Below are 26,274 nucleotides of genomic sequence, written 5' to 3' on the forward strand. Positions count from 1 at the left end.
TCTCTGTCCCACTTTCCTCACTTCCCCATGTCCTCCCGTTCCGCTGCCCTGCGCTACTACATCTTCACTCGGCTGCTGCTGGCCCCGCTGATGATTTTGACCATCACTACGGTGGTGTTTTTGCTACTGCGGTCGACACCGGGCGACCCGGTAGATGCACTGCTGGGGGCGCGGGCTCCGGCGGCGGCGAAGGATGCGCTTAGGTCGCAGCTTGGCCTAGATCAGCCCTTGTTTATTCAATACTTGAGCTACCTGGGAGATTTGCTGCGGCTGGATCTGGGGTCTTCTCTCGCAACCCAGGGCCAAACCGTGTGGCAAATCATTCGAGCGCATTTTCCGGCCACGGTTGAGCTAACGGTATGCGGCATGCTTGTGGCCACGGTAGTGGGCGTCAGCGTTGGTGCCCTGGCGGCCTCGCGCCCCAACTCGCCGCTGGATGCGGGGGGACGGCTGTTTGGCATCATTACCTACGCCATTCCGATGTACTGGTTTGGCATGATTTTGCAGCTTATTTTTGCGGTGCAGCTGCGCTGGTTTCCCATTGGCACCCGCTACCCGCTGCGGGCCGCGCCCCCGACCGGGCCAACCGGGCTCTACCTGCTCGATAGCTTGCTGACCCTCGATTTTGGCGCATTCTTTACCACACTGTACTACTTGGCTTTGCCTAGCCTCACTCTAGGGATTCTAATCAGCGGGGTATTTGAGCGTATGGTGCGGGTCAACTTGAAGCAGACCCTGTCAGCAGACTACGTGGAGGCGGCTAGAGCGCGAGGCATTCCAGAGCGGCGCATTGTGCTGGTGCACGCGCTGAAGAATGCGATGATTCCGGTGATTACAATTTTGGGGCTAACTTTTGCCTCAATGCTGGGTGGTGCGGTGCTCACGGAGGTAACATTTTCGTGGCCGGGGCTAGCCAACCGCCTCTACGAAGCAATCTCCCAACGGGACTACCCGGTGGTGCAGGGGCTGATGGTGTTTTTCGCCATGATCGTGGCGGTGATCAGCATTGCGATCGATATTTTGAATGCCTATATTGACCCTCGCATTCGCTACTAGACGGGCTGGTTTGAGCTGTTGCCCCAATGATTGGATGGCTGCGATCACAACCCGTCAAAAGCGCAAAGCGTTGAAAACAATAAAGCCCAAGGCTCTGCCCCTAGGACGTCTAGAATCCTGTGCTTGAATACAGCCTTCCCAGTTGCTTTAGTCAAAGGATTGGCTAGGCAAACTAGTTTGATCTAGCACTTAGCCATAGCGGGAAAATCTGAATTGGGACCCAAATGCTGGAACCCGAGCCCCTCAACATTCTTTTCTTTTTCGCTCTTCTATCTTTGCTCTTTTGCACTCCTGCCCTTTTGAGCTTGCTGCCTCATTGGGCAATCCGAGGTGTAGCCTAGGAGTAGCGGGGTGCGCCAGCGAAGTGAGGAAGTATTTTTTAACACCCTTGGTTACATATCAATAACTAATTGTTGAGAAAAACAACGCTAGTTAACGTCTTCTAAAGACAGGTTTAGAGATTGATGTGGCTTCTTTTGCGCTTTGGCAATTGGGCACGCTAAATCAAGATGGGGGCTCAGCGCAAAGGTAGACCATGCCAGTGGATGTTTTAAGCCGAAACAACGTCAAGGTAGTGGGCCAGGGTCAGCGACCCTTGGTGATGGCCCACGGCTTTGGCTGCGACCAAAAGATGTGGCGGTTCGTAGCTCCCGCCCTTGCAGACGACTATCGGCTGGTTTTGTTTGACTACGTGGGATTTGGCCAGTCAGACTTAGCCACCTACGATCCGCAGCGGTACAGCCACCTTCAGGGCTACGCCCAGGATATTTTGGAGATCTGCGCGGCGTTAGAGCTGGAACAGGCAATCTTTGTGGGTCACTCAGTGAGCAGCATGATCGGCCTGCTGGCGGCGATCGCCGCCCCCGAGCGCTTTGAGCGGCTAGTAATGATTGGCCCATCACCCTGCTATATCAATGAGGATGCTTACGTCGGCGGCTTTGAGCGCCAGGATATTGACCAGCTGCTCGACATCATGGAGAAGAACTACATTGGCTGGGCGCACTTTTTGGCCCCGGTGGTGATGCAGAACTCCGATCGCCCCCAGCTCACTCAAGAGCTAGAGGACAGCTTTTGCTCGACCGACCCTGCCATTGCCACGCGGTTTGCCAAGGCCACCTTCTATGGCGACAACCGCGACGATTTGGCTAAGGCACCGGTGCCCTCCCTAATTTTGCAGTGTAAAGACGATGCGATTGCCCCCACCGAGGTGGGGCAATACCTGCATCAGCACCTGCCCCACAGCACCCTGGCCCTGATGGAGGCCACGGGCCACTGCCCCCACATGAGCCATCCCGACGAAACTATTCAGCGAATCAAAACCTATTTGGAGGCGGCCAGTCTGGGCCCAACCTATGGTTAATCGGAGTTCTACCTCAAGGTCTGCACCTCAAGGCGTAGACCCCTTGCTCGACCAGGCTCCGTGCGGGTTTCTGTCGGTGCGCGACGACGGCGTCATTGAGTATGCCAACGCTACGCTGCTGACGCTGCTGGGTTGGGAACGAGCGGCGCTACAAGGTCAAAACATTGTGGCGATTTTGCCCGTAGCCAGCCGCATCTTTTACCAGACTCACGTGTTTCCCATGCTGCGGGTACAGGGGGCGGTGACGGAAATTTACTTTTCGCTGCGATCGCGATCGGGGCAAGATATTCCTATTTTGGCCAACGGAGTGCGGCGGCAGTGCCAAGGCGACGCCATTAACGACTGCGTGGTGATTCCCATTCGCCAGCGCATTCAGTACGAAGACGAAATTTTGCGGGCCAAAAAGCAGGCCGAAGCGGCGATTGGCGCCCAAAAGCAGGCCGAGGCCACCCTCAAACATCAGTACGAGCGGGCCGTTGCCCTGGGGCAAATTACCCAACACATTCGAGAATCCCTTGAGCTAACGCAAATTTTTGCCGTCGCAGCCCAAGAAGTTCGCCAGTGCTTAGCGGCCGATCGGGTAGGCATCTATCGCTTCACCGCCGATGAGACGGCAGGCGGTAATTTTGTGTCGGAGGCGGTGGCCCCGGGGGTGGACTCGGTCATGATGGCCCAGGTGCCGCACCAGGGGTTTGGCGATCACTATCGGGGCATTCGCCACAACGCTGGCACCCTGGCCATTCGAGACATTCACGAAATGAGGTTGCTGGACGAGCACAACCAGCTGTTCAACCAGTTTCAGGTGCAGGCCAGCCTGGTGGTGCCGCTGCAAAAGGGGGCCGACCTGTGGGGGCTGATTGTGATTCACCAATGCTCAGGGCCGCGCTACTGGCAGGGGGTAGAGGTCGAACTAGTAGAAGACATTGCCGCGCAGCTGGCGATCGCCATTCACCAGGCCGACCTGGTTCAACGGCTGCAGAGTGAGCTGCAAGAGCGCCAGCGTACCGAGGTGCGCCTGACCCAGCTCAATGCCGAACTGCAGCGGGCCACAGGGCTGCTGGATCAGATGGCCCACATTGACCCGCTGACCCAAATTGCCAACCGTCGCCGCTTTAGCGAGCGCCTCGGGCAAGAGTGGGCTCGCCTTCGCCGCGATCGCCTGCCCCTCTCCCTACTGCTGTTTGATGTCGACTACTTCAAGTGCTACAACGACACCTACGGCCATCAGTCGGGCGATGATTGTCTCTACGCCATTGCCCAGGCCGTCCAGGGGGTATTAGGTCGTCCCACCGATCTGCTGGCTCGCTACGGCGGCGAAGAGTTTGCTGTCATTCTGCCCAACACGATTCGGCAAGGGGCGATCGCGGTGGCTCGCCACATCCATCAGGCGATTGCGGCTCTAGCCATCTCCCACTCTGACTCAGCAGTGGGTTCCCAGATTACAATCAGTTTAGGCATCAGTACCCTCATTCCCTCGCAGAAACTATCATCCACGGTGCTCATTCAGCAGGCAGACCAGGCTCTCTACCGAGCCAAGCGGCAGGGACGCAATCGATCGGTGGTGTTCGACCCGACGATGCTTGACCCGAGGCCAAAGTCTGCCCTACCGCCCCTGAGCTAACCGTCAGGACGCGATGGGCTGTCTTAGGATTCGATCTGGGACGTTTGTCAGGGGAACCAGCAGCAGTGGTCTGAACAGTTTGCGGCAGACAATCCCGCTATGCTGGCCCAGAGGGCGGCACGGCCGGCCCAAGCGACCAACTGATATACTGAACGTCCAACCGTTACAAAAAGCAAAGCGCAGCCTGCCCGCCCACGGAGATTATGCAGCCAACCGATCCGGATAAGTTTACCGCCAAAGCTTGGGACGCCATCGTTGAGGCCCAGGACGTGGCTCGCCGCTGCAAACATCAATATATGGAGGTCGAGCACGTGCTAATCGCGCTGCTCGACCAAGAAGAAGACGGGCTGGCCCACAAGGTTCTTGCCAAGGCCAACCTCGACAGCGACCAGATTCTCGACGATCTAGAGACCTTTGCCCAGCGCCAGGCCCGCGTGCGCCCCGGTGTCGACAACAACCTCTACCTAGGCCAGAGCCTCGATCGCATGCTCGACGGAGCTGAGGCGGCGCGCCAAACCCTCAAAGACAAGTTCATCTCAGTTGAACACCTGCTGCTGGGCTTTCAGGAAGACGAGCGCATCGGGCGGCGGCTACTGCGGGGCTTTAACGTCGAAGGCCCTGAGCTAATGGCGGCGGTGCAAGCGGTGCGCGGTAGCCAAAAAGTCACCGACCAAAACCCCGAGCAGCAGTACGATGCCTTAGAGAAATATGGCATCGACCTCACTCAGCTCGCCCGCGACGGCAAGCTCGACCCCGTGATTGGTCGCGACGACGAGATCCGCCGCGTGATTCAGGTGCTGTCGCGACGCACGAAAAATAACCCAGTGGTGATTGGCGAACCGGGGGTGGGCAAAACGGCGATCGCCGAAGCCTTAGCCCAGCGCATCATCAACGGTGAGGTGCCCGAATCTCTCAAGGGCCGCACGCTAATTTCCCTTGACATCGGCGGGCTGATCGCCGGAGCCAAGTTTCGCGGCGAGTTTGAAGAACGACTGCGAATGGTGCTCAAGGAAGTCACCGACTCTGCTGGACAGGTAGTGCTGTTTATCGACGAGCTGCACACGGTGGTCGGGGCTGGAGCGGGCCAGGGCACCATGGATGCCAGCAACCTGCTCAAGCCCATGCTGGCGCGGGGCGAGCTGCGCTGCATTGGGGCTACCACCCTCGACGAATACCGCAAGCACATCGAAAAAGACGCCGCCCTAGAGCGTCGCTTTCAGCAGGTGTATGTGGGCCAGCCCAGCGCCGAAGACACCATCTCCATTCTGCGGGGCCTCAAAAAACGCTACGAGTCGTACCACGGCGTTGACATTGCCGACAGCGCCCTGGTGGCGGCGGCGGTGCTCTCTGACCGCTACATCGCCGATCGCTTTCTGCCCGATAAAGCCATCGATCTGGTGGACGAAGCCGCCGCCAAGCTCAAAATGGAAATCACCTCCAAACCCGAGGAACTGGAGGGCATCGAGCGCCGCCTAATGCAGATTGAAATGGAAAAGCTCTCGCTGGAGGCCGAAAACGGCTCCATGACCAAGGCCTCGCGCCAGCGCCTCAGCCGCATTGAGCAAGAGATTGCCGAACTTCAGGCCAAGCAGCAGTCCTTCAGCGGTCAGTGGCAGAGCGAAAAGCAGGCCCTCGACGCCATTCACGCCCTCAAAGACGAAGAAGACCAGATTCGTCTGCAAATTGAGCAGGCCGAGCGCGCCTACGATCTCAACAAGGCCGCCAAACTCAAGTACGACAGTCTGGAGAAGATTCAGCGCGATCGCGAAACCTTAGAGGCCCAGCTAGTCGAAGTGCAGGCCAAGGGCAACACCCTGCTGCGCGAGCAGGTCACCGAGGCCGACATCGCCGAAATCGTCGCCAAGTGGACGGGCATCCCCGTCAACCGGCTGATGGAGTCAGAACGACAAAAGCTGCTTCAGCTCGAAGGCCACCTGCACGAGCGGGTGATCGGTCAAGACGAAGCCGTCGAGGCCGTGGCCGCCGCCATTCGCCGCGCCCGCGCTGGCATGAACGACCAGGGCCGTCCCCTCGGTTCCTTCCTGTTCATGGGGCCAACTGGGGTAGGTAAGACCGAACTAGCCCGCGCCCTGGCTGAGTTTCTCTTCGACACCGAAGACGCGCTAATTCGCATCGACATGTCGGAGTACATGGAGAAAAACGCCGTGTCGCGGCTGGTGGGGGCACCTCCTGGCTATGTCGGCTACGAAGACGGCGGCCAGCTCTCCGAGGCGGTGCGTCGCCACCCCTACTCAGTAGTGCTGCTCGACGAGGTCGAGAAAGCCCACCCCGACGTATTCAACATTCTCCTGCAGGTGCTCGATGACGGTCGCATCACTGACTCTCAGGGTCATCGCGTCGATTTCCGCAACACCGTGGTAATCATGACCAGCAACCTGGGCAGCGACCACATTTTAGAGCTGGCAGGCGACGACGATCGCTACGACGAAATGCGCGTCCAGGTGCTCAAGGCGCTGCAAAAGCAGTTTCGCCCCGAGTTTCTCAACCGAGTGGATGACCTCATCCTCTTCCACTCGCTGCGCAAGAGCGAGCTGCGCAAGATTGTGGCCCTGCAGATTCGCCGGGTGCAGCGCCGCCTAGCTGACCAAACCATCGGTTTGGAGATTGCCGATCCGGCGATCGACTTCATTGCCGAGAGCGGCTATGACCCGGTGTACGGAGCTCGTCCCCTTAAGCGAGCCATCCAGCGGCTGTTGGAAAACCCGATCGCCACCAAGATTCTAGAGACCACCTTTGCCCAGGGTGCGACCATCACGGTGGACTTGCAGGATGGCAAGCTGGAGTTTGATCACCGCGAACCTGCTCCTGCTGAAGTGCTAGCAGCGGCAGAGGACGAAGCTGCCAAGGTGGAGTCAGTGGTGAGAGGGTAGCGTCCAAGACCTTTCCTCAGTCAGGTTGTACACTTTTTTCTCAAAGTCATTCCCGATCTCAGCGGGGCTGACGGCGCTGGTCGGAAGACCGTTAGCTACACAAAGGACTACACCGAGAAGCGGCGGTGGGGCGATCGCTCCACCGCTTTAGCTTGCTATTGCGATAGATTCTTTGCTTCATCGACTATGGCGACTTCGCTTAAGACAAGAGTCACAGCTAGCGGCAGGAATTGGGGCAGCATACTGTCCCAAACAGTTGTGCAGCACTTATTTCAAAATTCTCTTGGGAATAGATGAAAAAAATTCTGTAACAAATTTGTCAATTTAATTTTCACATCAGGGCCTCTTAACGTAGCAAGGCCATAATTCTTCTCAACCCTGTAGTGCATGGTTCCGTCTTCGCTTAAATGCATTCTTTAGCAACAGGATCTTCCTATGCAGCTACGTTTTCTTGGTGCCGAATACGATTGTCAGTGGCCTAACATTGAAACCCGCGACGGTGAAGTGACGGGCAAATATCGGGGAGTCGTCTGGAGCGCTAAACACCACAGCGCCACAGTGGCGCCGACTACGCCTGTTACGCTCCGCTTTATGGGCCGCTCGTACCAAGGTCAGGTATAGCTGGTTAGACGACGCTTGGCTAATACGGTTTAGCTGTGGTTCTAAAAAAAGCCAGGACTCTTAGAGAATCCTGGCTTCAAAGTATTAACTAAACAGTAGCGACTATTCCACCCCTTCAATGCGGTCTTCCACTTCCTGATAGAGCTCTTGCAGCTTCTCCAGGTTTTCGTCGCTGGTTTCCCAGTAACCGCGTCCGTTCACTTCCAGCAGGGTCGAGACCATGCGGCGGAAGGAGTTAGGGTTGAGATCCATTAGGCGCTTGCACATCTCTGGGTCTTGGATGAAAGTGGTGTTGACATCTTCATAGACCCAGTTATCGACTGCCCCGGCAGTGGCCGACCAGCCCATAGTATTCACCAGGCGCTTCGACAGCTCGCGCACCCCTTCGTAGCCGTGGGAAAGCATCCCTTCGTACCACTTGGGATTGAGCATCTTGGTGCGGGCATCCAGTCTTACCGTTTCCGACAGGGTGCGCACCTGGGCGTTGGCGGTAGTGGTGTCGGCGATGTAGGCAGCCGGAGCCTTGCCGTCTTCGCGCAGGCTGGCCACCAACTTGGTGGGGTCAGAGTCGAAGTAGTGGGATACGTCGGTGAGGGAAATCTCCGACGAATCCAGGTTTTGGAAGGTGGCATCCGCCGTCTTCAGGGCCGACTCAAACAGGCCCCGATTGCTGTCCATGACGCCAGGGTTGTCGGAGTTGAAGGCAAAGGACTTGCGCTTCAGGTACATCTCCTGGAGTTCAGCTTCGTTCTCCCAAGTGCTGTTTTCCACCGCCAGGTTGATGTTGGAGGAATAAGAACCCGAGGCGTTAGAGAAGATGCGAGTAGCGGCTTCGCGGACCGAGAGACCCATTTCTGCCGCCTGCTCTAGGGCGTGCTTGCGGACAAAGTTCATCTCCAAAGGCTCGTCGGCTTCGGCGGCCATTTTCACAGCGCGATCGAGCAGGGCCATCTGGTTGATGAATAAATCCCGGAACACCCCAGAGCAGTTGACAACGATGTCGATGCGGGGGCGGCCCAGCTCTTCGAGGGAGAGCAGCTCCAGTTTATTCACCCGGCCCAAGGAGTCGGGCACAGGCTTGACGCCGACGAACCACATCATCTGGGCAAGGGATTCGCCGTAGGTTTTGATGTTGTCAGTGCCCCAGAGCACGGTGGCGATAGTCTCGGGATAGGCCCCGCCATTTTCCTGTCGCTGCCGCTCCAGCAATCTATCCACCACAATTTTGGCCGACTGTACAGCAGCGGTGGTTGGGATCGACTGGGGGTCGAGAGCGTGGATGTTTTTGCCAGTAGGCAGCACATCGGGGTTGCGAATTGGGTCGCCGCCGGGGCCGGGGAGCAGGTATTCACCTTCTAAGGCTTGCAGCAGTGCGCCCAGCTCGTTGTCGGCGCAGACCTGCTCTAGGCAAAACTCCAAGTATTCCATCAGGGGTTTGATGGCATCGGTGTCGACGTTCTTGTAGCCTACCTCGTGGAGGGCTTTGATCCAGGGTTCTTTGCGGCCAATATTGAGGAAGTTGAGCCGCGACACCATGGAGACGCGCCCTTCAGCATCGATTTGCTCATGGACGAGGGCGGCGATCGCAGCGCGTACCCCTTGGTTGATGTCGTAGAGCAGCTGCACGTCGGCGAGGTGGCCGCGATCGCTGTTCCCGTAGATGTCATCAATATCCCGGCCAATGCTCTCAGCGATGATCCGCTGGAGGCTCTTGATGCCGTCTTCTTCGCGATCGAGGCTGCCAATGTTGACCAGGGTGGCGATCGCCTCCTCAGCAGTGGGCGGCTTGCCCACCACGTGCAGACCGCAGGGCAGCAGGCGCGACTCAATCTCCATCAGCTTGATGTAGATCTTGCCCACCAAGCCATCGCGCTCTTCGTTAGAGAGTTCACCTGTGTCGCCCTCGGGTAGCACCACATCCTTATCCAAGTTGCAGATGCGCGCCGTCTCGATGATGGCGTTGACGATCTGCACGGCCCGACCGCTCTCCTTGTTGCTTTGGTAGGAGCCGATCAGCTCACTCAGCTCCTTGAGTCCTTTATAGAGACCCGCATTCTCAGCGGGGGGCGTCAGGTAGCTGATGGTTTCGGCATAGCCTCGACGCTTGGCGATCGTGGCCTCGGAGGGGTTGTTGGCGGCGTAGTAGTAGAGGTTGGGGATGCTGCCGATCAAGTTGTCGGGGTAGCAGGTACCCGACATGCCCATCTGCTTACCAGGCATGAACTCTAGAGAACCGTGGGTGCCAAAGTGCAGCACCGCATCCGCACCCCAGATTTTGTTCAGGTAAGTGTAGTAGGCGGCAAAGCCGTGGTGGGGGCTGGCGGAGCGGGAGAATAGCAGCCGCATGGGGTCGCCCTCGTAGCCAAAGGTAGGCTGCACGCCGATGAACACATTGCCAAAGGCCTTACCGTAAACCAGCATGTTCTCGCCGTCGGTGTTGAGGTTGCCCGGCGGTGGGCCCCAGTTTTCTTCTAGGCGTTCGGCGTAGGGGGTGAGGGCTTGGTACTCGCGCACCGGCATGCGGTAGGCGATGTTCAGCTCGGGGCTGTTGTACTGAGCCTGGGCGTCGTGGATGACTTCCTGTAGCAGGGCTTCGGGCGACTCGGGCAGATCCTGCACGTCGTAGCCGTTCTGCTTCATCGCCTCCAGCACTTTATAGATGGAGCCGAATACATCCAAGTAGGCGGCGGTGCCCACGTTGCCCTTGTCGGGGGGGAAGCTGAAGACGGTGATCGCCAGCTTTTTGTCGAGTTTGGGCTTGCGGCGCAGGTTAGCCCACTTCATCGCCCGTTGGGTAATGGATTCGATCCGATCCTGGAGCGAGATTGCCCGGCCGGTCAGACCGTCGCGGCCCGAAAGCACGATCGGTTCGATCGCCCCATCCAGCTCAGGAATCGCCATCTGTAGCGCCACCTGAATCGGGTGCAGGCCCAGGTCGCTGTCTTCCCACTCTTCGGTGGTCTGAAAGACCAGGGGCAGCGCCACCATGTAGGGACGGTTGAGGCGCTTGAGGGTTTCGATCGCCTTAGGGTGATCCTGCCGGGCAGGGCCGCCCACCAAAGCAAACCCGGTGAGAGAAACCACCGCATCGACAATGGTTTTGCTGTTGTCTACTGGGTCAAAAAAGTAGGCATTCACGGGCTTAGAAAAATCTAGACCGCCAGCAAACACGGGAATCACCTTCGCGCCCAGGTACTCAAACTCCTGCACCATGGCCACATAGTGGGCCTCATCCCCAGTAACCAAGTGGGTACGCTGGAGCACCAGACCAATGGTAGGAGCCAGGGGATCCTTGAGATCCTCAGAAATGTCGCGGCGGGAGGCGTGCCAGTTGAGGTACTCCTTGATGTCCTCAAACATGTGCGGCGCCATGGGGTGCCAGATGCCCATGTCGGGATAGGTGACGGGCTCTTGGTAATCGAGGCTTTCGGGCTGGGGAGCACCCTCGATTTGGCTGTCGGTGATCACGTAGCGATCGGCCAGCATGAGAAAGAAGTTTTCCAGGTTCTCGGGAGAACCGCCCAGCCAGTACTGAAAGCTGAGCATAAAGTTGCGCGCATCCTGGGCCTTTTCGACCGGCAGGTACTTGAGCACCGTGGGCAGGGTGCGCAGCAGCTTCAACATGGCATCTTGGAAACCCGCGCCCGACTTCTCCTTCCGCTTTTTCATGAAGGAGGCAATCATGCTCTTCGACTGGCCAAGCTGGGCCATGGAGAAGCTGCCCATCTTGTTGAGGCGCATTACCTGGGGCATGGAGGGGAAGCACACAGCCACGTCAAGGCCATCGCGCAGGGGGGCAACCGCTTCAACGACCTTGTCGGCCAAGTCTTCGATAAAGATTAACGAGGCGATAAATACGTTAGCCTCGGCCACATCCTGCTTAAACGCCGCGTAGTTGTTGGCATCGCGCAGTTCTTCAATCAGGTAGCCGTTGACCTCGAAGGCCACTTGAGAGTTGCTGGCGTTGATCGACCGGATGGCCGAGGACAAAGAGCTCTGGTATTGAGGCTCTAGAACCACATAGACCACCTTAACCAGACGCCGCCCGTTGAGGTCATCGGGGGCAATGTGGCGAACAGTGGGCTTGACGTGGGTGAACATGCAGTAAAACTCCTTTCGCGGCTAAGTCTGGGGGTGAGAAGGCTGCGGGCGCAGAATCAGCAACAGTAAGCAGGGCAGACCGCAGACAAACTCTGGGGATTGTATAGGAAATATTTCGTAACGAAAGCAAAATCAATGATGTCTTTCATGTTTGTATCAGAAAACCTTGCCAGATAAGGATTCGAGCGTTTAGGTGACACAATTTGAAATAAATCAGCTTGAGCTTTGTTAACAAAATTTACAGTACGGTGGGATCACTCCTCGCATTTTCGTAACAAAATATTAATTAAACACTGGTCAAAGAAATATATCTTGCCCAATCAGCCCTTGACCCTACAGCGGGCTGGAATGTGTAGCCTAAGACAACAAGGCATTTGGGAGACGAACCATGCGATTGAGACAGCCTTTAGCGACGATGCTGGCCCTAGCTACCTTGGTACCGCTAGCCTCTTGCGGCACCAGCAATATGGAAGCCATGCATGAAGGACATGCCGACGAAGATAGGGCTGAGGAGCCCATGATGCACGGCGGTCACGCAGGTGGTCATGCCATGGATCTTGGCCCTGCCGACGCCACCTATGATCTGCGCTTCATTGACGGCATGATTCCCCACCATGAGGGAGCTGTGGTAATGGCTGAGGCAGCCCTAGAGAATTCTCAGCGTCCCGAAATTCGCCAGCTGGCAGAAGACATTATTGCTGCCCAGCAGGTGGAAATTGCTCAAATGCAAGAGTGGCGAGCGGCTTGGTACCCCGATGCCCCCGCCGAGCCGGTGATGTACCACGCTGAAATGAAGCACGACATGGCCATGAGCGAAGAGATGATCTCAGCCATGCGCATGGATATGGATTTGGGCGGTGCTGATGACGAATTCGACCTACGGTTTATCGACGCGATGATTCCCCACCACGAGGGGGCGGTGGCGATGGCAGAAGACTTGAAGGGAAAGAGCAGCCGACCTGAACTGCTGACCCTGGCCGATGAGATCATTACCTCTCAGCAGGCCGAGATCGATCAGATGCAGCAGTGGCGACAGGATTGGTATGGGCAGTAGGGCAAAAGCGCTTCCCCTGTCTTGCTCAGGTGGTAGGCCTTGAGGGACTGGTACTGGCGGTGCGCAGCAGTTCCACGCACTCGACCGCTCTTTGCACTCTGACCTTTTCCTTCTCCCGTAGCTCAGGGGGGTCGCTGTCCCGCAGGTAGAGCCGTTGACAGGTGTCGAGGGCGGTCAGGGCAATATCTAGGGCTGTATGCCCTTCGGCATTCTGAAGAGCCAAATTGGTGCCCGCCTCGATCAGGTCTTCCACCAGGGATACATTAGCCACATCGTAGACATAGGCCCGCACCGCTCCCATCAGGGGAGTCCAGCCCTCGTCGTTGACCGCATTGGGGTCGGCCCCAGAGTTGAGGAGGCAGCGCATCGCAGTGTAGTTTGGCCCCAGGCTGTTCCAGGTCCAATCCTCTGCGACGGCTAGGTGTAGCAAAGTCAGGCCTTCTTCACCCCGTAGTTTGGGGTCGCATCCCGCCTCCAGCAACAGGTCGAAGCTACGGACAATGTCTTGATCGAACTCACGGTTCCAGCGGCTGCATAGCCCCTCTAGAGGCGATCGCCCCCAATGGGGATCACTGCCACACTGAAGTAGCCGCTGAATCATTGAGGAGGCATAGTCTATCACCTCATTGAAAGCGGCGTCGTACAAGCGGGTACGATTCTCCCAGCACTGGGCGGAATTCGGATCAGCGCCGTGGGCGATGAGCAGGTGTAGTACCTCTAGCAACGCCGCCTCGTTGGGAAAATTGAAGCCTACTTCTCTCGCAAGGAGGTGTTGAAAGGCGTCGTTGTTGTTGTCGTCGCAAGAATGAACTTGGGCCCCAGCCTCTAGCAGCAGGGAGGCCACGGCGGTGCTACAGACCTGCATTAAGGGTCTCCGCCCCCCTTCATCTTGAAGATTAGGATCAGCGCCATCGGCCAACAGCAGAGCCACCTGATCAGCTGAGTCGTCGGCGACAGCACAAAACAAAGGGATTTGCCAAAAGGGCAACGGGCTGCGGGCCATGGTGGTACGTCTGGATAGAGACAGTCCTACTCAAGCCACTGCTTTACGCGCGACAGACTCTTCCAGTCGGGTTTACGAACCAGACCATCGTTGATGCTGTCCATCACTTCCTTTTTCAGATCGTCGGCGACGGTCATAACTTGGCCAGCGATTTCGACATGCTCGCGCACGCCGGGCTTACCCGAGTCGAGCATGGCCACCGCCAGGTTCACCCGTCCTTGAGGATCTTGAGGGTTGAGCTTGACAGCTTTTTGAGCAGCTTTGAGGCCGGCGTTGGGCTTGTCGGTCAGCAGGTAGAGCCAAGCCAGGCAGGCCCAGGCGGCAGCGCTTTTGGGGGCGCGATCGCACACCTCTTTAAATACGGGAATCAGCTCAGCGGGATCTTCGCCCTTTTTGTAGCGCTCGATGCCCTCATCGAACAGGGTTTCTACGGTTTGAGTCATAGTCAATGAACTATCTAAAGCGATATCCAGCAAAGCACAGAATGTAGCCCCGTAGGGTGCCCTTACGCCCCAAAGGACTTACCGCAGCCGCAGGTCTGGACGGCGTTGGGGTTGGTGAACTGAAAACCGCCGCCGATCAGCGCGTCGCTGTAGTCGAGCATGAGACCGTAGAGGTACAGCAGGCTCTTTTTGTCGCAGATCACGCGAAAGCCTTCGTAGTCGTAGACTTCATCGTGCTCGTTGATGTTGGCGGGATCTTCAAAATCCATGGTGTAGGACATGCCAGAGCAGCCGCCCTGGCGTACTCCTACCCGCAGGCAGAGTTCTTTATTGCCCTGGGACTGTTGGAGGGCCTTGACGTGCCGCAGGGCCGTTTCCGACATCAAAATGCCTCTGGTTTGTTCGGTGGCTTGAGCCATTGCAACCTTTCGATGTAAGTACAGCTTCTACCATCATAAACAGAGTCACCCCAACCGCAGCCAGAGCAGCCTAAATTGTTTTGAAATCTAACACTTTCGTCGTCTAGGCTTAGCTGATACCGCCAAGAATTTCTATAGTTTATAGCAACCGCACCGGGCTTCCCCTCCCCGGGAGGGATGCTAGATGAGGTGCAGTGTCTCAATTTAGGGGACTGCACTGAAGGGCACGCGGTTGAGTTGCTGTGGGCAGTTGATGATTAAACTTGGCTATGCTGACCAAAGCCGTGCTCAAGCCAGCGGTAGCTTAACCATCCGTTCCATCTGTCGTTATCGTTAGCCCATGACTCGATTGAACCGCATTACCATCGATCGCCTGAAGCGGTTGCCCCGTGTAGCCAGCGTATGGGAGGGCGATCGCCGTTCGGTGGGCGGTTTGATGGATGACGATGGCGGTCTGCGCCAGCGCCATACCGAAACCAGCGACTGCATTCTCTGGGTTGATAGCAGCCGCGGCGCGGTGCGGGGGCTGACCATTGTGCCCACTACCTGCGGCTACGAGCCAGTGGTGCGCACGCTGTTGCAGGCAATTGAGTCGCCCCAGGGCAACCTCGCCCCAGCGCGGCCCCACAAGATTGTGGTTAGCGATCGCGAAATTCAGTTTTACCTGCGTGGGGCGCTCCAGGGGCTCGATATTGCCATCGACTATGCCCCCGAACTGCCCCTGATCGACGAGCTGTTCAACGCCCTGCAGCAGTCGGCCGAGATGACTGAGGCCGAGCTGCCCCCCCGCTACGCCGAGGCCATGATCGACAAGGCCATGGAGATCTGGGAACTCGCCCCCTGGAACACCCTCAACGAGCAGCAGGTGCTCGCCGTTGAGCTAAACACCTGGGATCTCGATACCCTTTACGTGTCGATGCTGGGCATGGGCGGTGTGGAGTATGGTCTGCTGATGTACCGCTCCCTCGACTCGCTCAAGCAGTTTCGCCAGCGGGTGCTGATGGGGCAGCAGTCGCCTAAACAGATGCAGGAAGCCTTTTTAGAGCAAGACTGTCTGTTTCTCAACTTCGAACTATTTGATGACGAACCCTTTCCCGACATGCCCCAGCCTGTGAGCTGGCTAGCCTCGGCTCCAGAGGCAGTGCAGCCCGACTTTGGCAGCATTCACCCCCTGGAGGGCATGCGCAGCCAGCTCGCCGACGAAGAAGGAGCCACGTTTCTAGTAGTGCTGGAGGCTCTCCAGCGTTTTATCACTCGCTACCGGGCTCAGCTTGAAAAGCCTCCCCTCAAGGCGCTCCAGAGTAGCTATAAAATTCCTAATCCCGAGAAAAATGGCGGTACGTCGCCGTTGAAGGTGACGGTTAAAACCCTGCCTGAAGTGACCGCAGAGCTGGCCGCCGACGACGATGATGCCCTTGGCGACGACGGCCCTGAGGGCCTGGTTAATTTTCCGGTGCTGCGCGATGACTATGTGCCCGAGGGGGCGATCATCATCCTCACCCAGTTTCAGCAGCAGGTGCTCAACGATCTGCGCCATGACGCGGCGATCGCCTTTCAGAACCTAGAGGGCAAATGGACCCACAATGGCACCGCCAACTCCCCCGATCTACCGGTGGTGCTGATTCAGACCTCGCGGCCCAAGGCCAAGACCCTAATCCAGCAGCTGCAACAAGCCCAGGGCGTACAGGCCGTGTGCTTCAACCCCGGCAGCGACCCCTTCAGCGGCGAGGCCTTTGAACTGGGCATGCTGCAAACCGGCGATGGCGAGCTGCACCTATTCGCCGAATACGAAACCAACGGCAGCACCGATCGCCACCTGCTGGAGCGCTGGGATACCTGGCAGAGGGAGTGTAACGGGACTTGTGCGGTTATTATTGCCAGCGGCATTACCGGCAGCAGCAAAGGCAAACCCAGCGTGAAAGATATTTTGGGTGTGTTTGAAGCCCGCTGCAAAACGCCAAAGGATTTGCACCTGCCGCCGCTGATGTTGCAGTACGCGTCGGAGTGGGAGTTGGACTAGGGAAGGTAAGGGGGTGGATGAGTAGAGGGTGGATGGGTAGGTGGAGATATCAGACCCAGTAGTTGTCTAGGAAATTCTGGCGGAGAGGGCTTTGGCTGAGGCATCTATAGGTTGCACTAGTGCTTTTGTGGCCTTGGCCAGCGAGAATTTTGAGCAGTTGGTGGGTTTTTATAGCGAATTGCTTGATCAATCGGCTCGGCCTTACCAGCGCGATCGCTATGCCGAGTTTCAGCTGCCGGGGCTGAGGCTGGTGATCTTTAAGCCCAAAACCGACCAGATCAGCCAGTTTGCCGCTCCTAGCAGTGGCGCAATGAGCCTGTGTTTAGAGGTGACGGATTTGAATGGGGCGATCGCCCATCTCACTCACCTAAGCTATGCACCCCCTGGCCCTGTGCTGACGGCATCCCACGGTCGCGAGGTCTATGCCTACGACCCCGACGGCAATCGGCTGATTTTGCACCAAGGTCTCGCCGAGCAGGGCTGAATGCTTAGCCCACAGAGATTTCTGCCCTAAGATTTCTGGGAAACGTGGCAGTATTGAAAGGGATATGCCCTTTGGGGCTCCTCCGCAACGTATGCCGGTAATCGTGGCCAGGTGGGCTAACCCATGAGACCCCAAGACCCCAACTTTCCTTCAGAAATTCCGCCCATTCCGCCCCCGCGCAACACCGATCAGACGGCGCAAGGGGATGGCGCTGGGCCAGCGTTCCCCAATGACCCCAGTGCTGAGGCTAGGGAGGCGCTACCCCTCGAAGTTGTCGACGATGACGTTGCTGGGCCGGATGGACAAGATTGGGTTGGGGAGGATGCTTTAGCAGAGCCAGTGGTGGGCGATCGTGAAACACGTCCGAAGGACAATCGTGCCTCCAGACTAGCTGCCGAAGCTGCCCCCTACAGCCCCGTCTCAAACAACGGCCGCTCCGCCTCGCCAGACCCGGCCCCCTGGACCGACAGCGACTTAGAAGATTTGGAAGATCCGCTGCCGGTGCCGACCTCAGAGCCCCAGCTCACTGACATTGACCGGCGGCAGATGCCTAACAGAGCCACTGGTTACAAAAATACCCGGCCGGTGGCCCCGGCAGAAGACGTTTGGGCCGATACCGGCATTCCCTACCAACCGAAGGAGCTGGGCGTGGTTGATCAACTGCTGCTGCTGCTGGCCGAGGGGGCAACCCTGTGGAAGAAAGGCCTGCGGTGGGTGCGATCGCAGCTACCCCCCGACCTTCAGCGAAAGCTTTCAGACGGCATGCTGACCGCCATTGCCCTGGGCCTGTTGATGCTGTTGTTGGCCCTTTGGAATCCCCTGGGCGCCAGGCGAGGCGAACCGGTTATCGCCTCAGAACCCCTGCCTCAGATTACGGCGGCAGAACCTGGTGTTGACGACCTATTTGCGGCCCCCATTCCCACCGCAGAGCAGCCTGTCCCTGCCCCCGCGCCCGTGGTTGAACCCACGCCTGAGCAAAGTTTAATTACCGACATTCAAAACCGGGTTAGCAGCATTAGCCGCTCCTACGGGGCGGGGCTGATTCAATCGGTGGAGGTCAATCTACCGGAAAATACCCTGGGCGTGAATGTCGCCGAAGCTTGGTACGGTTTGCTGACCAGCCAGCAAAATGACGTGGCCCAAGACATCTATGCCCAAGCCCAGGGGCTCAAATTTGGCACCCTGCAACTGCGCGACCCTGAGGGTGTAGTGGTGGCCCGCAACCCAGTGGTGGGGCCAAACATGGTGATTTTGCGACGGCTGCGATCGGTGGATGCGGACTGGCGCACGCAGTAGTGGGGCAGATAAGTGCATGGTCAGCTCCTTCGACTCCGCTCAGAGGCAGAGTTGAAGAGACAGAGTCTTGAGCGAAAATTAAGCAGGGGCAGCTCTCAGTAACATTTTTGGAGTGACGGCATGACCTGGCAACCTGTCGGGAGATGGCTGCGACCTCGGACCTTAGCTCTAGGTGGGCTAAGTCTGGGCTTGACTGTGCTGAGCGGACTGCCTGTGCAGGCGGCTGAAGCAATTTTCTTTAGCTACGGCCCGGTAGAGCGAGCTGTGAGCACCAGTTCTCTAGAAACCCTGATTGAGTCAGGAGAACTTACCGATGACCTGGCCTTCTACGTCGATTTAGTCGGGCTGAGCGAGGCCGAAGTGGCTCAACTGCGCGAAAACCTCGATCGCCCGCTAGAGGTAGATGGGGTGCTGCTATCCCGTTTTCTCTACACCAGCGTGGGCGAGGAGCTGCTTGACCAGGTGGGGGTAATTCTCAAAACCCGGGCTGGCGGCAATGGCAAACTGTCGCTGCGGGCGGCGCTGATTCAAGCGGCGACTTCACCGGAGGGGCTGTCGGCCATTAATGTGGTGCGATCGCTGCCCACCGATATGCAGATCAGTATTAACGACGCCCAGGCGGTGGCCAGCGCCGTCGAGCGCATCGTGAACGCCACCACCGACTCCATTGTTCAGCTAGAGCAGATCACGGTGAGCCAGGCCGCCCAGCAGCCCCCCATCGACTATGCCAACCTAGCCGATTTGACCGTTCCCGGCCCGGCGAGGGTGCAGATTCAGCGGTTTGAGTTGACCGATACCCAGCGCGATGGTCAAGGACCGGCCCCTGGGGGCCATCGCCAGCTCTACATAGATGTTGTGCGCCCCCGCCAGTGGCGGGGCCAGGCTCCGGTGATGGTGTTTTCCCATGGGCTGACCTCTAGACCCGAGGCGCGGCACCAGTGGGCCTCCCACCTAGCTTCCCATGGCATTGTGGTGGTGCTGCCCCAGCACCCCGGCAGCGATGCCCAGCAGGTGGCTGACTTTCAGGCGGGCCTCAGCAGCGACGTGTTTGAGGTGCAAGAGTTTATCGATCGCCCCCTCGACATTACTTTTGTGCTCAACGAGCTAGAGCGGCTCAACCCCACAGAGTTTGAAGGGCGGCTCAAGCTCGACCAGGTGGGGGTGGGGGGGCACTCGTTGGGGGGTTACACGGCTCTGGCGGTGGCCGGGGCAGAGATTAACTTTGACCATCTCCAAGAAGTTTGCGATCGCAGCTTCATTTACCTAAATACGTCGCTGCTATTGCAGTGTCAGGCGCTAGAGCTGCCTCGGGAGACCTACCGCTTTCGCGACCCCAGGGTTAACTCAGTGCTGTTGGTCAACCCGGTCAACAGCAGTATCTTTGGCCCCGAGGGGCTAGCGGCGGTAACGGTGCCGGTGATGGTGATTGCGGGCAGCCACGACCCCGCTACCCCCGCCGTGTTTGAGCAGTTTCGCACCTTCCCGTGGTACACCACCGAGAATCGTTCCCTGGCGCTGATCGAAGGGCAGGCCCACATTGACTTCTCAGCGTTAGATGCGGGTCTGTCGCACCTGCTGTCTGCCCTGCCGGGGCTCACCCTAGCCGAGCCGGAGGTGATCGATCGCTACATGAATGCCCTAGGCCTAGCCTTTGTCGGCCGCTACGTGGCCCGCCGACCTGAGTACGGGTTGTATTTGCGATCGGGCTACGACAGCTACCTCAGCCAGGGTGAACCCTTTCGTCTATTTATGGTGAATGCGGGTGCAGAGGTGGAGCAGCAATTGATCAACCCCCTCGATGAGCTCCTCCAACCGCTAGAACTGCCCGACGGTGAACCGGAAGAACTGGGGGAACCGGGAGAATCGGAAGAATAAAAGGCCAACAATTTAAGAGCCTCAACCGGCCTCTACAGCGACCCAAAGGCCATTGTCGTTCCGGTGTTGGCCCACCATCATCCCCTGAACTCCAACCTAATGACTTGCCAGAATGCGGGTTGGATGATCAGGGTTGGCAGGCTGAAGGACAAGCTGCGGATCGCCCTCGTGTTGGTAAACATGTTTAAGGGTAGTCCCTTCACCCTCAATCAAAACCACCGCGATTTTACCGGGTCGGACAGCCCAAAGATCGTTGGTAGGGCGAACAACGACGATATCGCCATCAAAAATTTGGGCGTTTACCATACTGTCACCGCTAACCTGAAGAGCGTAGTCACCTTCTCGGTAGCGCCTGCCGTCCAGTCGCACCCGCTCGAAAAATCTTTCAGGGTGCTCCGTGAGATAGCCCGCTTGGACAATTCCTTTTAGGGGCAACTCACCGTACAGCATGCAAATTGCCCGCGCTTGCCCCTGAGCTCTGGCAATAAACCCCTTCTGCTGCAATCTGTCTAATAAGTCTTGAACAAAGGATGTGGAGGATTCTGGCAGAGCCGATTTCATCTCTCGAATAGTGGGGGCATAGCCATACAGATGGATCCACTGCCTCAAACAATTGTGCAAACGGCGCTCTGAAGGGAGAAGAGTCATGAGTCAAACTAATACATTTGCACTAACTTACCATTCAGTAGTTGATGTATCAATAGGTTCATATGTTCTGCGTACAAATGTAGAATCTATAGCTGCAAAAAAGCCCGGCTGGGATCTCAGCCGGGCGTCAGGAGCAAACTGCAATTGCTTGTTCAAAGAGGCGGAGGCTTTTGAGAGCCTGCGCGCCCACGGCAAAAGCGGTACCGAGGGCTAGATTTCTGCCACAGCGCGCTCGATCAACCGACGGGCCAGGGTTTGAGTACCGGTGTGCTCGTAGTACTTCACTGACATATCGAGGAACGCGCCTAGGTAGTCGAGCTTGCCCTTAGAGCCCTCGATAAAGCCGCCCAGGTTGTCGACCAGTTTGCTTTGGGTGATGTTGTGATCGGTCACAAAGCGATCCATCCAGCCCTTGGTCGACTCAAAACTCTCAGTCATAAACGACAGCTTGGCCTTGTCGTTGCCGCCGGGAATTTCGTTTTTGATGCCCTTGAAAGTCTGGTTGCTTTCCAGGTCGCTGGCCCCCATGCTCTTAATGGCGTTGAGCGCCTTGGACGAAAAGTCAGCCCCCAGGGGAATAATGCCGTCGAAGCTGACTAGGGCAGCCATGCGCACCAGCGACTCGCTACTGTAGTCGCCCAGGGCGGCGAGAAAGTCGCCTAGGCTATCGCCGGGAATACCGCTAATTTTGCAGAAAGCCACCACCTCGGCTACCAGCTTCACCACCAGGTCGATGGTTTGGGCTTTTTCGGGCTTGGGGGAGAGGTTTTTGAGAAAGCCCAAGAAGGTGTCTTGGCCAATGCGGTTGGCTAGCGCCGCCGCCCCCAGCAGCCCGGAGGCCGAGTCTACAGTTTCGTACAGCCAGAGGGCGCTCTGGTAGCCCTGCTTTTTGTCGTTGAAAAGGGCGATCGCCCGTTCGCCAATCGCCTGCACCATGGCCTCATCGGTTTCACCCGTGACGGTTTTGATGGTGTTGTCAAAGCCCACCAGGTTATTCCACTGGCCGGGCACAAAGGTGTCGAGGGTCTTCAGTGCCCGCACGGTCAAGCCCCCAGTGGGAAGCTTATCGACAATTTCGTAGATTTTTTTGCTCACAACTTACTCCTTAGGTCTGCCCTAGTTTCTGGATCGCCGTCATTGCCGTTTGCATAGCTAACTCCCTAGGAGGCGGGCTGAAGACTGGGGGACACGCTCGGCAGCTTCACCCTAGGTAACTTAAATCCGTCCTTGGGCCGAGTCGGGGCGGCGGTGGGAGATTGGGGGAGCGCTGCGGAGGGCTTGGCGCCGGGGTTAATTGCCCCTTTGAGCTGGGCTAGACCTTGAAGGTCAAACTTCTCTAGCCAGGCCGCTCGGTCTTCTTTGGTAAAGGAGGGATCGCGAGAGAGTACCTTGACTTGGTAGCGATCGTTCACCAGCACTCCAGTAGCGGTGCTGCCTTGCTCTACGGTCGGAAAGCCGCCGATAGACTGAGTGGCAGCGCTGTATTTCTCCGCTGAGCCAGGCACGCTGGTGGTATCGCTAATCGTGAGCATGGCCACGGTCTTGCCATCCTGCTCAAGCTTATACTCAGCAAACCCTTTCTTTTCCTGGTAGGGAGTGACGTTGTAGCCGCTCTGGTTGTCTGGGAAAAAGGCGTTGAAAGTGCCGCCCTTTTCGGCTTTCTTGTCGACCGCCGCAGGGGAACCAAAACCAGTAGTGTCGTCTTGCACCTGGTCGTATTTAGATGGAGCTGACGTGCAGGCGCTAACCAGCAGCACTAGGCACACCATCAGGGGCGCTAGCCGCCGCAACCAGCGGGTAAAACTCATAACTTTCTCCTTAAACAGGCAAGTGGCTAATGCCCTAGAACGCTCTAGGGCTACTTGGCGATTATCGTTGACCCTGGCACAGAAACATAAAGCTTGCGTAAGCAAAAATTATTTCTTACCAAAAAGAACGGAGGTATTCAGTCTAGTCTGCAAAATTAAGCCGCTATTTGACCGTAGCTACTTCGGGCTGATCAAGCATTATTTTTCCAGTGTGCTTCTGGTTGAATGCTCACTTCAAGGCGGTTCCCAATTCTCGGCTGCCGCAGACTATACGCCTCATGTACCGCACCCCTCTCCTATCTTAGAGGCCCAGGGCCACCTTAAACTTGGCTAGAGCAACGGCTTCAGTGGTGCTGACCTTATTGCTACCAGTGCCAAACAGCCCTTCACCAGCCGCAGCGGCAACGGCAGCGCCGCAGTCGTAGACAAACTGCTTGTACTCGGCGACTTCCTCAGGGGAGGCTTTGCCTTCGACTAAGGTCAGGGCGGCGCTAATGTCGGCGATCGCGCTGTCGATCATGGCTCCCGATTTGACATCCTCGGGCTTGATATCAGGCTTGTCGAGCTTGACCTGATTACTCTTCATGGTTTCTTCTGAGAAAGCCGCTTGAATGATGGAGTTGGCGGGATATTTTTGGGCAGCCCCAGCAATTTGTTTTGACATCGCCGCCGCTTCAATGGCCGTAGAGACAATGCCCATGTCAACCATGGCCACCGAAAGCCCGGTCATCATCGGCGCTTTAACCAGTGTTTGTAGCTCTGCGGTCGTGTAGCTGCTCATGGTTTACCTCGTGGAGGACGGTCTTGGCATAGATACTAAACCACTCAGTCTCCTTTGAGGGTTAAGCAAAAACGATGAGAAACCCACAAGGGATTGCTTTTAAAGGGTTAGGTCGGGCGGCCAGCCACACTCCACCCTCCTGACTTGTAATGAAGCAATGCTGAAAATCATCCTTAGCCAGGGCAGTCTTAAATTGGCAGCGTTAAGATTAAAGCGCTACAGCCTGTTTTTCCAGTTTTTGTGGCTTTGATACCGCGATGGTTCTACAGAGGCGGTCTTACGCCTTCTCCTGCTGAAGAGGCTGCGCCACGACCATCGCACTGACTCTTGAGGAGGATCTATGCCCGCAGTCACTCAGTCTCCCTACACCCAGGAGCAGATCAAGGTTTGGCTCCGGGGGCTGCTCACCCTGGCCTGGGCCGACGGCAACTTTGACGACGACGAAAAGGCGCTGATCGCCACTATTACCGAAGACGAACTGGCTCCCGAGCTCGATTTTGAGCATTTTGAACCCGTTACCCCTGCCGAAGTGGCCCGTGTGCTCGGCTCTGAGCCCAACGTGGCGGAAAACTTTTTGCGCATGGCGGTCATGGTAGCCCTGTCCGACGGGGTGTATTCCGTAGAAGAAGACTTGCAGCTCCAGGCGCTGTGCCAAGCCCTGAACCTGCAAGATACCGTGCTCACCTCGGTGCGATCGACCATATACAGCCTCAAACCGGAGAATGCCGAGATTGCTGCTGAACTGCGCCCCCCAGTAGTAGGCAAAATTGACCCCCTCAAACCCGCTCGCGAATGGCTCGATCAGCTTGAGGTGCACGACCCGCGCCTGGCCCGGTTTGTCTGCAAACTGATCCCGTCCCAGTGCCCCTTTGAGCGTGATGTGGTGCTATTCAATAAAAAGCTGGTGCACATTCCACCCATGTGCAAAATTAACCCGCTGTACGAGCAACTGGTGGGGCTACGCTTTCGCGCCTTGTCTTACTTGGCTGATGACTGCGGCGAAGACGTGACGCCGCTGCTGTAGACGGTTGCCTATTGGTCTGCTGCCCCCTGAGCCAAGCCGAGGGGACAGCAGACGATTAACACTAAAACCTAGAGACTTTCGGGTTCTTTGCCGGAGACTACGGGGGCGATCGCACTGAGCTTGAGTTCGGGGTGGTCAGACTGAATCTGCTGACAGTTCCACTCGTTGCGGAATAGGAGAACCGGGCGATCCCAGCTGTCTTTGACGGTGACGGTGTTGAACAGTCGGCCGACTTTTTCCAAAGCCTCCCAGTCGCCGTCGACCCAGCGGGCTACGGCGTAGGGCAGCGGCTCAATGCGGGTTTCAACGTTGTACTCGTTTTGCAGACGGTACTGCACCACCTCTAGCTGAAGCTGACCCACCGCCGCCAGAATAGGGTCACGCTTTGACTCGTCGGCGGAGAACATGATTTGCACCGCCCCTTCTTCGCGCAGCTCTGATACGCCCTTTTGGAACTGCTTGTATTTAGAGGGGTTGGGGTTCTTCAGGTAGGCAAAGATCTCTGGAGAGAAGCAGGGGATGCCGTCGTACTCCAGCCGCTTGCCTTGGTAAATGGTGTCGCCGATCGCAAACACACCGGGGTTATTGAGACCAATCACGTCGCCCGGATAGGCTTCTTCAAGGGATTCCCTGCCCTGGCCAAACAGCTTTTGGGGGTGCGACAGACGCACCGATTTGCCGCTGCGAGCGTGGCTCACCACCATATCTTTCTCAAACTTGCCGGAGCACACCCGCACAAAGGCGATGCGATCGCGGTGTTTGGGGTCCATGTTGGCCTGAAGCTTAAACACGAACCCTGAGAAGTCTTCATTGGTGGGGGAAATTTCGCCTAAAGTGCTGCTGTGGGCTGAGGGCTTGAGGGCGTAGTCGAGAAAGGCGTCAAGAAACAGCTGCACACCAAAGTTGGTCATGGCGCTGCCGAAGAACACTGGGGTTTGCTGCCCGGCGTGGACGGCATCGAGATCCAGCTCTGGCCCGACTTCTTCGATCACCTCCAGCTCTTCTTTGAACTGGTAGTAGAGGTCCTGGTCGAGCAGGTCTTCGATGCGGGGATCGCCAATATCTAGCACCGTATTCTTGGCCGCTTTTTTGCCGTGAATGCTGCGCTCAAACAAGTGAATCTGCTGGTGACGACGGTCAAACACGCCCTTGAAGCGATCGCCCATGCCGATGGGCCAGTTGACTGCGTAGGTTTGCAAACCCAGTCGTTGCTCAATCTCATCCAGCAGTTCTAGGGGTTCGCGGGCGGGGCGATCCATCTTGTTGAAGAAGGTGAAGATGGGCAGCGATCGCATGCGGCACACTTCAAATAGCTTCAGGGTTTGCGGCTCTAGACCCTTAGCAGCGTCTTCGAGCATCACCGCGTTGTCGGCGGCAGCCAGCGTCCTGTAGGTGTCTTCGCTAAAGTCTTGGTGACCCGGCGTATCGAGCAGGTTGATGGTGTAGCCGCCGTAGGCAAACTGCAACACCGTGGAGGTGATCGAAATCCCCCGCTGCTGCTCCAGCTCCATCCAGTCGGAGGTGGCGCTGCGCTGGGCTCGCTTGGCCTTCACCGCCCCAGCTTCTTGAATAGCGCCTCCGTAGAGCAGCAGCTTTTCGGTCAGCGTTGTTTTACCGGCGTCGGGGTGAGAAATAATGGCAAAATTGCGCCGTTGCTCTACCGCTGCGGCAATATCGGCGGAGGTGGCGGCGGTAGAAACGGCGGCGTCAGTCATGAACTAGCGTACTCGTGCGTGTGAATGGATACGTCTTTTAATTGTACGGGCTGA

20 protein-coding genes are annotated in these 26,274 nt (G+C 57.3%); 11 read left to right on the plus strand and 9 right to left on the minus strand.

All coding sequences use genetic code 11. The features are described from left to right. Positions 1-27: 27 nt before the first annotated feature. The 5 genes from NC979_RS15985 to NC979_RS16005 all read left to right on the plus strand — a co-directional run bounded on the left by NC979_RS15985 (position 28) and on the right by NC979_RS16005 (position 7,549). Entirely contained in the window at positions 28-1,056 is a 1,029-nt protein-coding gene (locus NC979_RS15985) for an ABC transporter permease (RefSeq protein WP_190517313.1), read from the plus strand. Between the two features lie 535 nt (positions 1,057-1,591). Continuing rightward, positions 1,592-2,416: an alpha/beta fold hydrolase gene (locus NC979_RS15990; RefSeq protein ID WP_190517316.1), complete on the plus strand. Its 825-nt coding sequence runs from the start codon at positions 1,592-1,594 to the stop codon at positions 2,414-2,416. A gap of 43 nt (positions 2,417-2,459) precedes the next feature. Beyond that, positions 2,460-4,037 carry a diguanylate cyclase domain-containing protein gene (locus NC979_RS15995; protein WP_348253797.1) on the plus strand — a complete coding sequence of 526 codons (1,578 nt, stop codon included), beginning with the start codon at positions 2,460-2,462 and terminating at the stop codon, positions 4,035-4,037. 203 nt (positions 4,038-4,240) lie between these two features. Continuing rightward, positions 4,241-6,928 (plus strand): ATP-dependent chaperone ClpB, encoded by a 2,688-nt coding sequence (gene clpB / locus NC979_RS16000; protein WP_190517321.1) that lies wholly within the window; start codon positions 4,241-4,243, stop codon positions 6,926-6,928. Positions 6,929-7,363: 435 nt separating this feature from the next. Next, on the plus strand, positions 7,364-7,549 hold the full coding sequence (locus NC979_RS16005; protein ID WP_190517324.1) for a DUF4278 domain-containing protein: 186 nt from the start codon (positions 7,364-7,366) through the stop codon (positions 7,547-7,549). A gap of 102 nt (positions 7,550-7,651) precedes the next feature. Here NC979_RS16005 and NC979_RS16010 read toward each other — a convergent pair whose 3' ends face one another. Further along, positions 7,652-11,650 (minus strand): magnesium chelatase subunit H, encoded by a 3,999-nt coding sequence (locus NC979_RS16010; protein ID WP_190517326.1) that lies wholly within the window; start codon positions 11,648-11,650, stop codon positions 7,652-7,654. Positions 11,651-12,038: 388 nt separating this feature from the next. On the opposite strand from NC979_RS16010, the gene NC979_RS16015 reads away from it, so the two are divergent. Continuing rightward, on the plus strand, positions 12,039-12,704 hold the full coding sequence (locus NC979_RS16015; protein WP_190517328.1) for a DUF305 domain-containing protein: 666 nt from the start codon (positions 12,039-12,041) through the stop codon (positions 12,702-12,704). Between the two features lie 25 nt (positions 12,705-12,729). Here the strand turns inward: NC979_RS16015 and NC979_RS16020 are convergent, their stop codons facing one another. From NC979_RS16020 to NC979_RS16030, 3 genes are all read right to left on the minus strand, one after another. Then, positions 12,730-13,707: an ankyrin repeat domain-containing protein gene (locus NC979_RS16020; RefSeq protein WP_190517330.1), complete on the minus strand. Its 978-nt coding sequence runs from the start codon at positions 13,705-13,707 to the stop codon at positions 12,730-12,732. A 26-nt stretch (positions 13,708-13,733) separates the two neighbouring features. After that, positions 13,734-14,150 carry a tetratricopeptide repeat protein gene (locus NC979_RS16025; protein ID WP_190517332.1) on the minus strand — a complete coding sequence of 139 codons (417 nt, stop codon included), beginning with the start codon at positions 14,148-14,150 and terminating at the stop codon, positions 13,734-13,736. Positions 14,151-14,212: 62 nt separating this feature from the next. Beyond that, a complete protein-coding gene (locus tag NC979_RS16030) occupies positions 14,213-14,569 on the minus strand; it encodes a HesB/IscA family protein (protein ID WP_190517334.1) in 357 nt (118 codons plus the stop codon). 340 nt (positions 14,570-14,909) lie between these two features. Here NC979_RS16030 and NC979_RS16035 point away from each other — a divergent pair, with 340 nt between their 5' ends. The 4 genes from NC979_RS16035 (at position 14,910) to NC979_RS16050 (ending at position 20,244) form a co-directional block, all read left to right on the plus strand. Next, the gene (locus NC979_RS16035) at positions 14,910-16,589 is read left to right on the plus strand and encodes a DUF6930 domain-containing protein (RefSeq protein WP_190517336.1); all 1,680 of its coding nucleotides are present in this window, start codon (positions 14,910-14,912) and stop codon (positions 16,587-16,589) included. 91 nt (positions 16,590-16,680) lie between these two features. Beyond that, positions 16,681-17,073, plus strand: a complete 393-nt coding sequence (locus NC979_RS16040) for a VOC family protein (RefSeq protein ID WP_199308745.1) — start codon at positions 16,681-16,683, stop codon at positions 17,071-17,073. A 123-nt stretch (positions 17,074-17,196) separates the two neighbouring features. Next, positions 17,197-18,369 (plus strand): hypothetical protein, encoded by a 1,173-nt coding sequence (locus NC979_RS16045; protein ID WP_190517338.1) that lies wholly within the window; start codon positions 17,197-17,199, stop codon positions 18,367-18,369. 120 nt (positions 18,370-18,489) lie between these two features. Beyond that, the gene (locus NC979_RS16050; protein ID WP_190517340.1) at positions 18,490-20,244 is read left to right on the plus strand and encodes an alpha/beta hydrolase; all 1,755 of its coding nucleotides are present in this window, start codon (positions 18,490-18,492) and stop codon (positions 20,242-20,244) included. A gap of 96 nt (positions 20,245-20,340) precedes the next feature. Here NC979_RS16050 and NC979_RS16055 read toward each other — a convergent pair whose 3' ends face one another. The 4 genes from NC979_RS16055 to NC979_RS16070 all read right to left on the minus strand — a co-directional run bounded on the left by NC979_RS16055 (position 20,341) and on the right by NC979_RS16070 (position 23,481). After that, the gene (locus NC979_RS16055; RefSeq protein WP_190517342.1) at positions 20,341-20,892 is read right to left on the minus strand and encodes a LexA family protein; all 552 of its coding nucleotides are present in this window, start codon (positions 20,890-20,892) and stop codon (positions 20,341-20,343) included. A 210-nt stretch (positions 20,893-21,102) separates the two neighbouring features. Beyond that, entirely contained in the window at positions 21,103-21,987 is an 885-nt protein-coding gene (locus tag NC979_RS16060) for a hypothetical protein (RefSeq protein WP_190517345.1), read from the minus strand. Positions 21,988-22,052: 65 nt separating this feature from the next. Then, on the minus strand, positions 22,053-22,700 hold the full coding sequence (locus NC979_RS16065) for a hypothetical protein (RefSeq protein WP_190517348.1): 648 nt from the start codon (positions 22,698-22,700) through the stop codon (positions 22,053-22,055). Positions 22,701-23,001: 301 nt separating this feature from the next. Then, a complete protein-coding gene (locus NC979_RS16070; protein ID WP_190517350.1) occupies positions 23,002-23,481 on the minus strand; it encodes a hypothetical protein in 480 nt (159 codons plus the stop codon). Between the two features lie 340 nt (positions 23,482-23,821). Here NC979_RS16070 and NC979_RS16075 point away from each other — a divergent pair, with 340 nt between their 5' ends. After that, positions 23,822-24,505: a Mo-dependent nitrogenase C-terminal domain-containing protein gene (locus NC979_RS16075; protein ID WP_190517352.1), complete on the plus strand. Its 684-nt coding sequence runs from the start codon at positions 23,822-23,824 to the stop codon at positions 24,503-24,505. 68 nt (positions 24,506-24,573) lie between these two features. On the opposite strand, the gene prfC is transcribed toward NC979_RS16075, so the two are convergent. Next, positions 24,574-26,220 carry a peptide chain release factor 3 gene (gene prfC / locus NC979_RS16080; protein ID WP_190517354.1) on the minus strand — a complete coding sequence of 549 codons (1,647 nt, stop codon included), beginning with the start codon at positions 26,218-26,220 and terminating at the stop codon, positions 24,574-24,576. Between the last annotated feature and the right edge of the window lie 54 nt (positions 26,221-26,274).

The organism is Leptolyngbya subtilissima AS-A7 (genome assembly GCF_039962255.1).
GTDB lineage: Bacteria > Cyanobacteriota > Cyanobacteriia > Phormidesmidales > Phormidesmidaceae > Nodosilinea.

Bases quoted from the DNA above. Each gene is read 5' to 3' on its own strand.
- NC979_RS15990 (WP_190517316.1), top strand. From the start codon at position 1,592: ATGCCAGTGGATGTTTTAAGCCGAAACAACGTCAAGGTAGTGGGCCAG.
- NC979_RS15985 (WP_190517313.1), top strand. From the start codon at position 28: ATGTCCTCCCGTTCCGCTGCCCTGCGCTACTACATCTTCACTCGGCTG.
- NC979_RS16055 (WP_190517342.1), bottom strand. From the start codon at position 20,892: ATGACTCTTCTCCCTTCAGAGCGCCGTTTGCACAATTGTTTGAGGCAG.
- NC979_RS16070 (WP_190517350.1), bottom strand. From the start codon at position 23,481: ATGAGCAGCTACACGACCGCAGAGCTACAAACACTGGTTAAAGCGCCG.
- prfC (WP_190517354.1), bottom strand. From the start codon at position 26,220: ATGACTGACGCCGCCGTTTCTACCGCCGCCACCTCCGCCGATATTGCC.
- NC979_RS16025 (WP_190517332.1), bottom strand. From the start codon at position 14,150: ATGACTCAAACCGTAGAAACCCTGTTCGATGAGGGCATCGAGCGCTAC.
- NC979_RS16035 (WP_190517336.1), top strand. From the start codon at position 14,910: ATGACTCGATTGAACCGCATTACCATCGATCGCCTGAAGCGGTTGCCC.
- NC979_RS16075 (WP_190517352.1), top strand. From the start codon at position 23,822: ATGCCCGCAGTCACTCAGTCTCCCTACACCCAGGAGCAGATCAAGGTT.
- NC979_RS16010 (WP_190517326.1), bottom strand. From the start codon at position 11,650: ATGTTCACCCACGTCAAGCCCACTGTTCGCCACATTGCCCCCGATGAC.
- NC979_RS16005 (WP_190517324.1), top strand. From the start codon at position 7,364: ATGCAGCTACGTTTTCTTGGTGCCGAATACGATTGTCAGTGGCCTAAC.
- clpB (WP_190517321.1), top strand. From the start codon at position 4,241: ATGCAGCCAACCGATCCGGATAAGTTTACCGCCAAAGCTTGGGACGCC.
- NC979_RS16015 (WP_190517328.1), top strand. From the start codon at position 12,039: ATGCGATTGAGACAGCCTTTAGCGACGATGCTGGCCCTAGCTACCTTG.
- NC979_RS16050 (WP_190517340.1), top strand. From the start codon at position 18,490: ATGACCTGGCAACCTGTCGGGAGATGGCTGCGACCTCGGACCTTAGCT.
- NC979_RS16020 (WP_190517330.1), bottom strand. From the start codon at position 13,707: ATGGCCCGCAGCCCGTTGCCCTTTTGGCAAATCCCTTTGTTTTGTGCT.
- NC979_RS16045 (WP_190517338.1), top strand. From the start codon at position 17,197: ATGAGACCCCAAGACCCCAACTTTCCTTCAGAAATTCCGCCCATTCCG.
- NC979_RS16030 (WP_190517334.1), bottom strand. From the start codon at position 14,569: ATGGCTCAAGCCACCGAACAAACCAGAGGCATTTTGATGTCGGAAACG.
- NC979_RS16065 (WP_190517348.1), bottom strand. From the start codon at position 22,700: ATGAGTTTTACCCGCTGGTTGCGGCGGCTAGCGCCCCTGATGGTGTGC.